Origin of the sequence: Albidovulum salinarum (genome assembly GCF_025673475.1) — a bacterium.
GTDB lineage: Bacteria > Pseudomonadota > Alphaproteobacteria > Rhodobacterales > Rhodobacteraceae > Albidovulum > Albidovulum salinarum.
The window spans coordinates 1-7,671 of the sequence record NZ_JAOVQO010000042.1 but is presented as its reverse complement, the minus strand read 5'-3'; the positions used below and the strand labels follow the sequence as shown (position 1 = coordinate 7,671).

7 protein-coding genes are annotated in these 7,671 nt (G+C 69.5%); 3 read left to right on the top strand and 4 right to left on the bottom strand.

The window, feature by feature from the left end; translation table 11 throughout:
* The 4 genes from OEZ60_RS21735 to OEZ60_RS21720 form a co-directional block, all read right to left on the bottom strand.
* Positions 1-965 (bottom strand): 2-hydroxyacid dehydrogenase (locus OEZ60_RS21735; RefSeq protein WP_263340912.1); only part of this gene is annotated, 965 nt, incomplete at its 3' end.
* 23 nt (positions 966-988) lie between these two features.
* Positions 989-1,882, bottom strand: coding sequence for a succinate--CoA ligase subunit alpha (gene sucD / locus OEZ60_RS21730; RefSeq protein ID WP_263340911.1), 894 nt, complete (start codon positions 1,880-1,882; stop codon positions 989-991).
* Positions 1,882-3,078 carry a malate--CoA ligase subunit beta gene (locus tag OEZ60_RS21725; protein ID WP_263340910.1) on the bottom strand — a complete coding sequence of 399 codons (1,197 nt, stop codon included), beginning with the start codon at positions 3,076-3,078 and terminating at the stop codon, positions 1,882-1,884. The genes sucD and OEZ60_RS21725 overlap by 1 nt, the downstream gene beginning before the upstream one ends.
* Positions 3,079-3,097: 19 nt before the next feature.
* The gene (locus OEZ60_RS21720; RefSeq protein WP_263340909.1) at positions 3,098-4,345 is read right to left on the bottom strand and encodes an aminotransferase class V-fold PLP-dependent enzyme; all 1,248 of its coding nucleotides are present in this window, start codon (positions 4,343-4,345) and stop codon (positions 3,098-3,100) included.
* Positions 4,346-4,575: 230 nt separating this feature from the next.
* Between OEZ60_RS21720 and OEZ60_RS21715 the strand changes: the two genes are divergently transcribed.
* From OEZ60_RS21715 to OEZ60_RS21705, 3 genes are all read left to right on the top strand, one after another.
* Entirely contained in the window at positions 4,576-5,229 is a 654-nt protein-coding gene (locus tag OEZ60_RS21715; protein ID WP_263340908.1) for a response regulator transcription factor, read from the top strand.
* Positions 5,230-5,409: 180 nt separating this feature from the next.
* Positions 5,410-6,387 (top strand): HpcH/HpaI aldolase/citrate lyase family protein, encoded by a 978-nt coding sequence (locus OEZ60_RS21710; RefSeq protein ID WP_263340907.1) that lies wholly within the window; start codon positions 5,410-5,412, stop codon positions 6,385-6,387.
* A 4-nt stretch (positions 6,388-6,391) separates the two neighbouring features.
* A partial coding sequence (locus OEZ60_RS21705) for a glycerate kinase type-2 family protein (protein ID WP_263340906.1) occupies positions 6,392-7,671 on the top strand: 1,280 nt, incomplete at its 3' end.

Here is a 7,671-nt window from a genome sequence, read left to right as displayed (position 1 = left end):
ACCTTGTCTTGGGGTGTTTTTCCTTGGAAGTATTCGGTGAGGTTTTGGAGCACTCGGAACCCCATTCCTTCGCGGGTTTGGCGTGTTGCGGATCCGAGGTGGGGGAGCATGACGAGGTTGTCGGCGCCCATGAGGTCTGGGTGGATCTTGGGTTCGCGTTCGAAGACGTCGAGGCCGGCGCCGCCGATGGTGTTGAACCACAGCGCCTGGGCGAGGGCGGCCTCGTCGACGACCTCGCCGCGGGCGGTGTTGATGAGGAAGGCGGTGGGCTTCATCATCTCGAGCCGGCGGGCGTTGATGAGGTGGCGGTTGGCCGCCCCCCCGGGGCAGTGGAGCGAGACGAAGTCGCATTCGGGCAGCATGTCCTCGACGCTGGCGACCTGGGTGGCGCCGTAGCGGGCGAGGATCTCGGGGGCGACGGCGGAGCGGTTCTGCACGAGGATCCTCATGCCGAAGCCGTGATGGGCGCGCTGCGCCATGGCCTGGCCGATGCGGCCGAAGCCGATGATGCCGAGCGTGGCGCCGGAGACCTTGGTGCCGATGAGATGGGTCGGGCGCCAGCCGGTCCAGCGGCCGTCGCGCAGCTCGCGCTCGCCCTCGCCGGCGCGTCGCGCGGCCATCAGCATCAGCGTCATCGCGATGTCGGCGGTGCAGTCGGAGAGCACGTCGGGCGTGTTGGTGACGGTGATGCCGCGGGATTTCGCGGCATCGGTGTCGATATGGGCGAAGCCGACGCCGTAGTTGGCGAGGATCTTGGCCCTGAGCTGAGGCGCGTCGAAGAGCTCGGCCGGCAGCCGGTCGGTGACGGTCGGCAGGACCGCGTCGTAGTCGGTCAGCGCGGCCTTCATCTCGGCCGCGCCCAGGGGCCGGTCGTCGCGGTTGAGCGTGACGTCGAAGGCTTCCGCCATCTTCGCCTCGACCGGTGCGGGCCAGGCCCGCGTCACCAGCACCCTGGGTTTCGCCATCGTCGCCTCCCTTTGCGCGGCCGTTACGCGGCCGCTTTCTTCATCACCCGGGCGATCGTCTCGCCGATGACCGAGGGGTTCTCGGCCACGGTGACGCCCGCCGCCGAGAGGATCTCGACCTTCTCGGACGCACTCTCGCCGAAGGCCGAGATGATCGCGCCGGCATGGCCCATGGTGCGGCCCTTGGGCGCGGTCAGGCCGGCGATATAGGCGATGACCGGCTTGGTCATGTGCTCCTGGATATAGGCCGCGGCCTCGGCCTCCTGCGGCCCGCCGATCTCGCCGATCATGCAGATCACATGGGTGTCGGGGTCCTGCTCGAAGCGCTCGAGGATGTCGCGGAACGACGAGCCGTTGATCGGGTCGCCGCCGATGCCGACCGAGGTCGAGACGCCGATGCCGCGGTCCTTCAATTGCTGGGCGGCCTCGTAGCCCAAGGTGCCCGAGCGGCCGACGATGCCGACATGGCCGGGCAGGTAGATATGGCCCGGCATGATGCCGCAAAGCGCCTTGCCCGGGCTGATCGTGCCGGCGCAGTTCGGCCCGGTCAGCACCATGCGGCGCTCCTTGGGGTAGCGGTACATGTAGCGCTTGACGCGGATCATGTCCTGGGCCGGGATGCCGTCGGTCACGCAGACCGCGTAGCGGATGCCGCCGTCGGCCGCTTCCATGATCGAATCCGCCGCGAAGGGGGGCGGCACGAAGACGAGGCTGGCATCGGCGCCGGTCGCGGCCACGGCTTCCTTCACGGTGTTGAAGACCGGCACGCCGTGCACCGTCTCGCCGCCCTTGCCGGGCACGACGCCGCCGACGACATTGGTGCCGTAGTCGATCATTTCCTTGGTGTGGAACTGCGCGATGCGCCCGGTGATGCCCTGGACGATGACGCGGCTCGTGCGGTCGAGAAAGATGCTCATCAGACGGCCCTCACATTGGTGTTCTGCGACTTGTCGTTCTGCCAGGCGGTGACCGCGCGCTCGGCGGCCTCCATCAGCGAGGTGGCGCGGATGATCGGCAGCCCGGACTTGGCGAGGATCTTCTGGCCCTCCTCGACGTTGGTCCCGGCAAGGCGCACGATCACCGGCACGTCGACGGGGTTCTGGGTCAGCGCCTGCACCACGCCCTCGGCGACCCAGTCGCAGCGGTTGATGCCGGCGAAGATGTTGACGAGCACGGCCTGGACGTTGGCGTCCGACAAGACCAGCCGGAAGGCCTTCGCGACCCGCTCGGGCGTGGCGCCGCCGCCGATGTCGAGGAAGTTCGCGGGCTCGCCGCCGGCAAGCTTGATCGTGTCCATCGTCGCCATCGCGAGACCGGCGCCGTTGACGATGCAGCCGATATTGCCCGCAAGCCCGATATAGGAGAGGCCGCGGTCGGCCGCACGGCTCTCGCGCGGATCCTCCTGGGACTTGTCGCGGAGCTCGGCCACCTGGGCATGGCGGAAGAGCGCGTTGCCGTCGAAGGTCATCTTGGCGTCGAGCGCGAGGATGCGGTCGTCGGAGGTGATGACCAAGGGGTTGATCTCGACCATGGTCGCGTCGAGCTCGGTAAACGCGCGGTAGCAGCCCTGCAGCGTGCGCACCATCTGCTGGGTGAGCTTGGCCGGGATGCCGAGCGCGAAGGCGATCTCGCGGGCCTGGAACTCCTGCAGCCCGACCGCCGGCTCGACGGTGGAGCGCACGATGCTGTCGGGCTTCTCGGCCGAGATCTCCTCGATCTCCATGCCGCCTTCCGAGGAGGCGACGATCATCACCCGCTGCGAGGAGCGGTCGAGCACGAAGCCGAGATAGATCTCGCGCTCGAACGGCACCGCGGCCTCGACATAGACGCGGTAGACGCCCTTGCCCTCGGCCCCGGTCTGATGCGTCACGAGCTTCTTGCCGAACATGCTCTCGGCGGCGTCGAGGATCTCGTGCTCGGAATTGCAGAGCTTCACGCCGCCGGCCTTGCCGCGGCCGCCGGCATGGACCTGGGCCTTGACGATCCAGCGGTTGCCGCCGAGCTCGCGGGCGCGGTAGGCCGCCTGCTCGGGGCTGTAGGCGAGCCCGCCTTCCGGCACCGTGACGCCGAACTTTCCAAGGATCTCCTTGGCCTGGTATTCGTGGATGTCCATCTCGATCCTCCCGGTGAGATTATTCGGCCGCGATCGCGGTCTGGTAGTGGCGCGCGAGACCCTCGCGGATCCGGTCCATGTCGATGCCGGCGCCCATCTCGTTCATCGCCGCACCGAAGCGGGTGACGATCTCGGTGATCGCGGCCTGGCTCAGCTGGTTGAGGATGCCGATCCGGACCTGCACCGGCTCCGAGAGCGTCGGCCAGATGCCGAAGCCCCTGGCGCGGGCGCCCTGCACCAGCTCCTTCTCGCGGCCCGCGAGGCTTGCCGGCAGGTTGAGAACGACGAGGCTCGTCATGTTCGAGGTGACGGTGCAGCCCATCGCGGTGACCGCGTCCTTCAGCGCCTTCTCGTGGAAGGCGTAGTCGCGCGCCTTCCGGGCGATCCCTTGCTGGAGCGTGAGCCGCAGCGCCTCGTGGAAGGCCGCGACCGCGTAGCCCGAATGGGTGCGGTGGTAGGAGCCGGCGGCCACGTCCTTGCCCTCGACCACGCCCCAGTGGCGGGCCTCAAGGACCGGGTTGTGGACGTAGGAGGCGCAGCCATTGGCGCGGACCTCGGCGATGTAGCGATCGGTGAAGCTGACCGGCGCGTAGGTCAGGGGCAGGCAGAGCACCCCCTTCTGCGGGCAGGAGGCCCAGCCGACCACGCCCGGGTAGTCGTCGATCGAGAAGTCGGCGATGCCGAGCGAGGAGACCGCGTCGACAAGCCCCATCGCGCCGTGACGTTCGCAGGCCTCCGAGAAGCCCCGAAGGTCGTTCACGCGGCCCGAGCCGGTCTCCCAATGCGCCATGAAGGCCCATTTCGGCTTCTTCTCGGCCAGCACCTTCTCGACGATCTCGCCGGTGACCGACTCGCCGTGCGGCACGGTGACCACCGTCACCGAGGCGGCCTGCGGGTCGAGCGCGTTGGCGCGCAGCTCCTCGCGGGTCGCGGCCTTCATGCGGATCGTCAGCCCGTCGATGCCGGAGAAGGTGCCGTTGACGAAGGCCACCACGCTGTCGCCCGGCAGGATCGCGCCGAGCATGCAGTCGAGCCCGGAGAAGCCGGTGCCGCCGACGCCGTAGGTGTAGGTGTTCCTGGTGCCCCAGACCTGGCGCAGCATCTGCTTGCACTCGATCATGCCGCGCAGCACGTCGGCCTGCATGTGGTCGGCGAGCCCGGTGCGGGCGAAGGCCGCGAGCACGCGCGGGTCGGTGTTGCCGGGCCCGGGGCCGGCGGCGAGCGTCTCGGGGATCTCGAGGGCGGGGAAGATCGTCGGTTCGTTCATCTCTCGGACCTGCTGGTTCGGGCCGCGGGGGGCGCGGCGGAGGCGGGACGCGGACGGCGAGGTCCGTTGCCGCAAGACAATCGCACTTGCCGCGGCGTCACAACCTGCGTTACTCCTGCTTTCGGGTATCCGATGGTATGGGGAATTTCCTACCCATATTGGTATGGATACCGAGGTATACCGGACAGCCCCCCGCCCTATCGGGTAGGTTCTGGCGAAAGAGGCAAGGAATGCAACAGCTTGATGACAAATCCGCCCCGATCGCGGTCTCGCTCGCCGACCCCAATCCGCTCGTGCTCTCGGCGATGTCGGAGATCTTCGACCGCGACCCCCGATTCTCGCTCGTCGCCACCACCGCCACCGCCGAGGGCTTCCTCGGCGCGGTGATGCGGGTCCCGGTCAAGGTCGGGGTGATCGACTGGAACCTGCCGGCACTCGGCGGCCAGAAGCTGATCGAGGTCCTGCGCGAACAGCCCCATGCGCCCCGCCTCGTCGTCTACGGCGACGACCCAAGGGGCGACGTGCCGCGGCTCGCGATGCTCGCCGGCGCCGCCGGCTTCGTCGCCCGCACCACGCCGGTCGAGAAGCTCCTCGAGACCTGCCGCGCCGTCGCCCAGGGCCAGATGGTGTTCCCGTTCCTCGACATCCGCGAGCTCAAGGCCGACCCGATCCAGAGCCTCACCCGGCGCGAGCGGGCGCTCCTCGAGGCGCTCTCGAAGGGGCTCACCAACCGCGAGCTCGCCCGCGACTTCGCGATCTCGGCCAACACCGTCAAGTTCCACCTCTCGAACCTCTTCGAGAAGCTCGGCGTGACGAGCCGCGCCCAGGCGATCGCCTTCTACTACGCCGCCCGGCTCGGCGCCCCGACCCGCCCCGGCGACTGAGCCCGACGCCGCCTCGCGCGCGTATCCGCGCCCGGACCCGCGCCCGGAGGACCTTGCACGATCTGTCGCGGCGCCGGTCATTGACGCAATTTTGTTGCTTGACAGGAAAGAACTCTTGCGCGTTTGAATGGCGGCCGTCACCCATCCGCTGCATCGCGGCAATCCCGAAGGATCTTCCCCATGAGCTTCCACGTCATCCAGCAGGCCCCCGCCCGGCTCAACCGCAGCGAGCTGGCCGTCCCCGGCTCCGCCCCGCAAATGTTTGAGAAGGCGGCACAATCCGACGTCGACGTGATCTTCCTCGACCTCGAGGACGCGGTCGCGCCCGACGACAAGGCCGAGGCCCGCAAGAACATCATCAAGGCCTTGAACGAGATCGACTGGGGCAAGAAGACCATGTCGGTCCGAATCAACGGCCTCGACACCCATTACATGTACCGCGACGTCGTCGACGTCGTCGAACAGGCCGGCGAGCGGCTCGATCTGATCATGATCCCCAAGGTCGGCACCGCGGCCGACGTCTATGCCGTCGACATGATGGTGACCCAGATCGAGGACGCGCGAGGCTACAAGAAGCGCATCGGCTTCGAGCACATCATCGAGACCGCGCTCGGCATGCAGAACGTCTCCGCCATCGCCGCCGCCTCCAAGCGCAACGAATCGCTCCACTTCGGGGTCGCCGACTACGCCGCCTCGACCCGCGCCCGCACCACGATCATCGGCGGCGTCAACCCCGACTACGCGGTGCTGACCGACCCGCTCGCCGACGGCTCCCGCGCCGTCCACTGGGGCGACATGTGGCACTACGCGCTCGCCCGCATGGTGGTCGCGGCCCGCGCCAACGGCCTGCGCCCCATCGACGGACCCTTCGGCGACTTCCAGGACCCCGAGGGCTACAAGGCCGCCGCCAAGCGCGCCGCGGTGCTCGGCTGCGAGGGCAAATGGGCGATCCATCCCTCCCAGATCGCGCTCGCCAACGAGGTGATGAGCCCCTCGGAGGCCGAGGTCACCAAGGCCCAGCGGATCCTCGCCGCGATGGAGGAAGCCGCCGCCCAGGGCAAGGGTGCCGTCTCGCTCGACGGCCGCCTCATCGACTACGCCTCGATCCGCCAGGCCGAGGTGCTGGTCGCGAAGGCGCGCCAGATCGCCGGGGCCTGAGGCCATGGCGGGTTCTGCGGCCGACCCCGTGATCACATTGCGCGAGACCGCCGCGGAGCTCTTCGCGGCGGCCTGTGCCGCGGCCGATCCCGCCCGGGCGCTCGCCGCCGCACTCGCCCGCCACCCCCTGCCCCGCCCCGCGCCGGGCGGGGCCTATGTCGTTGTGGCGATTGGCAAAGCCGCGATCCCGATGGCCGCGGAGATGCTCCGCCAACTCGGCGATGCCCCGGCCGACGTGCTTGTGATCACGAACTACGAGAACGTCCGGGACCTGCCCGGCGCCACGGTGATGGCCGCCGGCCACCCGGTGCCGGACGCGAACGGCGCCGCCGCCGCCGCCGAGGCGCTGCGCCGGCTCGACGCCGCGACCGGGGCCGACCGCGTCATCGCGCTCATCTCCGGCGGCGGCTCGGCGCTCGCCCCGGCCCCGGCCGAGGGGCTCAGCCTCGCCGACAAGGCCGAGGTCAACCGGCTCCTCCTCGCCCACGGCTTCGAGATCACCGAGATCAACCTCGTCCGCCAGACCCTCTCGCGGCTCAAGGGCGGCGGCCTCACCCGCCACGCCGCCCCCGCCCCGGTCACCGCCTATATCCTGTCGGACGTCATCGGCGACGACCTGCGCGTCATCGCCTCGGGCCCGACCACCGCCCCGATCGGCTCCCGCGCCGCGGCCCGCGCGCTCCTCACCGAGCGCGGGCTCTGGCCCGACCTGCCCGAGCCCGTCCGCGCCCGGCTCGCGCAGCCCGAAGCCGCCCCAGGCCCCGGACCCGCAGCGGCGAACCACCTCATCGGCTCGAACCGCCTCAGCCTCGAAGCCGTCGCAACGGCAGCAAGCGCCCGCGGCCTCGAACCGGTGATCGTCAGCGACCGCCTCACCGGCGACGTCGCGGACGCCGCCGACGCCATCGTCGCCGCCGCAACCGCCGCCCCCCGCGGCCGCCCCGCCTGCCTCATCTTCGGCGGCGAGACAACCGTCACCCTCAAGGGCACCGGCCGCGGCGGCCGCAACCAGGAACTCGCGCTGCGGGTCGCCCTCGCCATGCCAAACCTCGACCGCCCCTGGGCCTTCCTCTCCGGCGGAACCGACGGCCGCGACGGCCCAACAGACGCCGCAGGCGGCATCACCGATCAGGGCACCCCCGCCCGAATCCGCGCCACCGGCGAAAACCCCAAAACCCTCCTCGACAACAACGACAGCAACAAAGCCCTCAACGCAGCCAAAGACCTCCTCACAACAGGACCAACAGGAACAAACGTCGCTGACGTCCAGATAATGCTGCTAGG

Coding starts and splice junctions, on each gene's coding strand:
- sucD (WP_263340911.1), bottom strand. CDS start 1,882: ATGAGCATCTTTCTCGACCGCACGAGCCGCGTCATCGTCCAGGGCATC.
- OEZ60_RS21725 (WP_263340910.1), bottom strand. CDS start 3,078: ATGGACATCCACGAATACCAGGCCAAGGAGATCCTTGGAAAGTTCGGC.
- OEZ60_RS21720 (WP_263340909.1), bottom strand. CDS start 4,345: ATGAACGAACCGACGATCTTCCCCGCCCTCGAGATCCCCGAGACGCTC.
- OEZ60_RS21715 (WP_263340908.1), top strand. CDS start 4,576: ATGCAACAGCTTGATGACAAATCCGCCCCGATCGCGGTCTCGCTCGCC.
- OEZ60_RS21710 (WP_263340907.1), top strand. CDS start 5,410: ATGAGCTTCCACGTCATCCAGCAGGCCCCCGCCCGGCTCAACCGCAGC.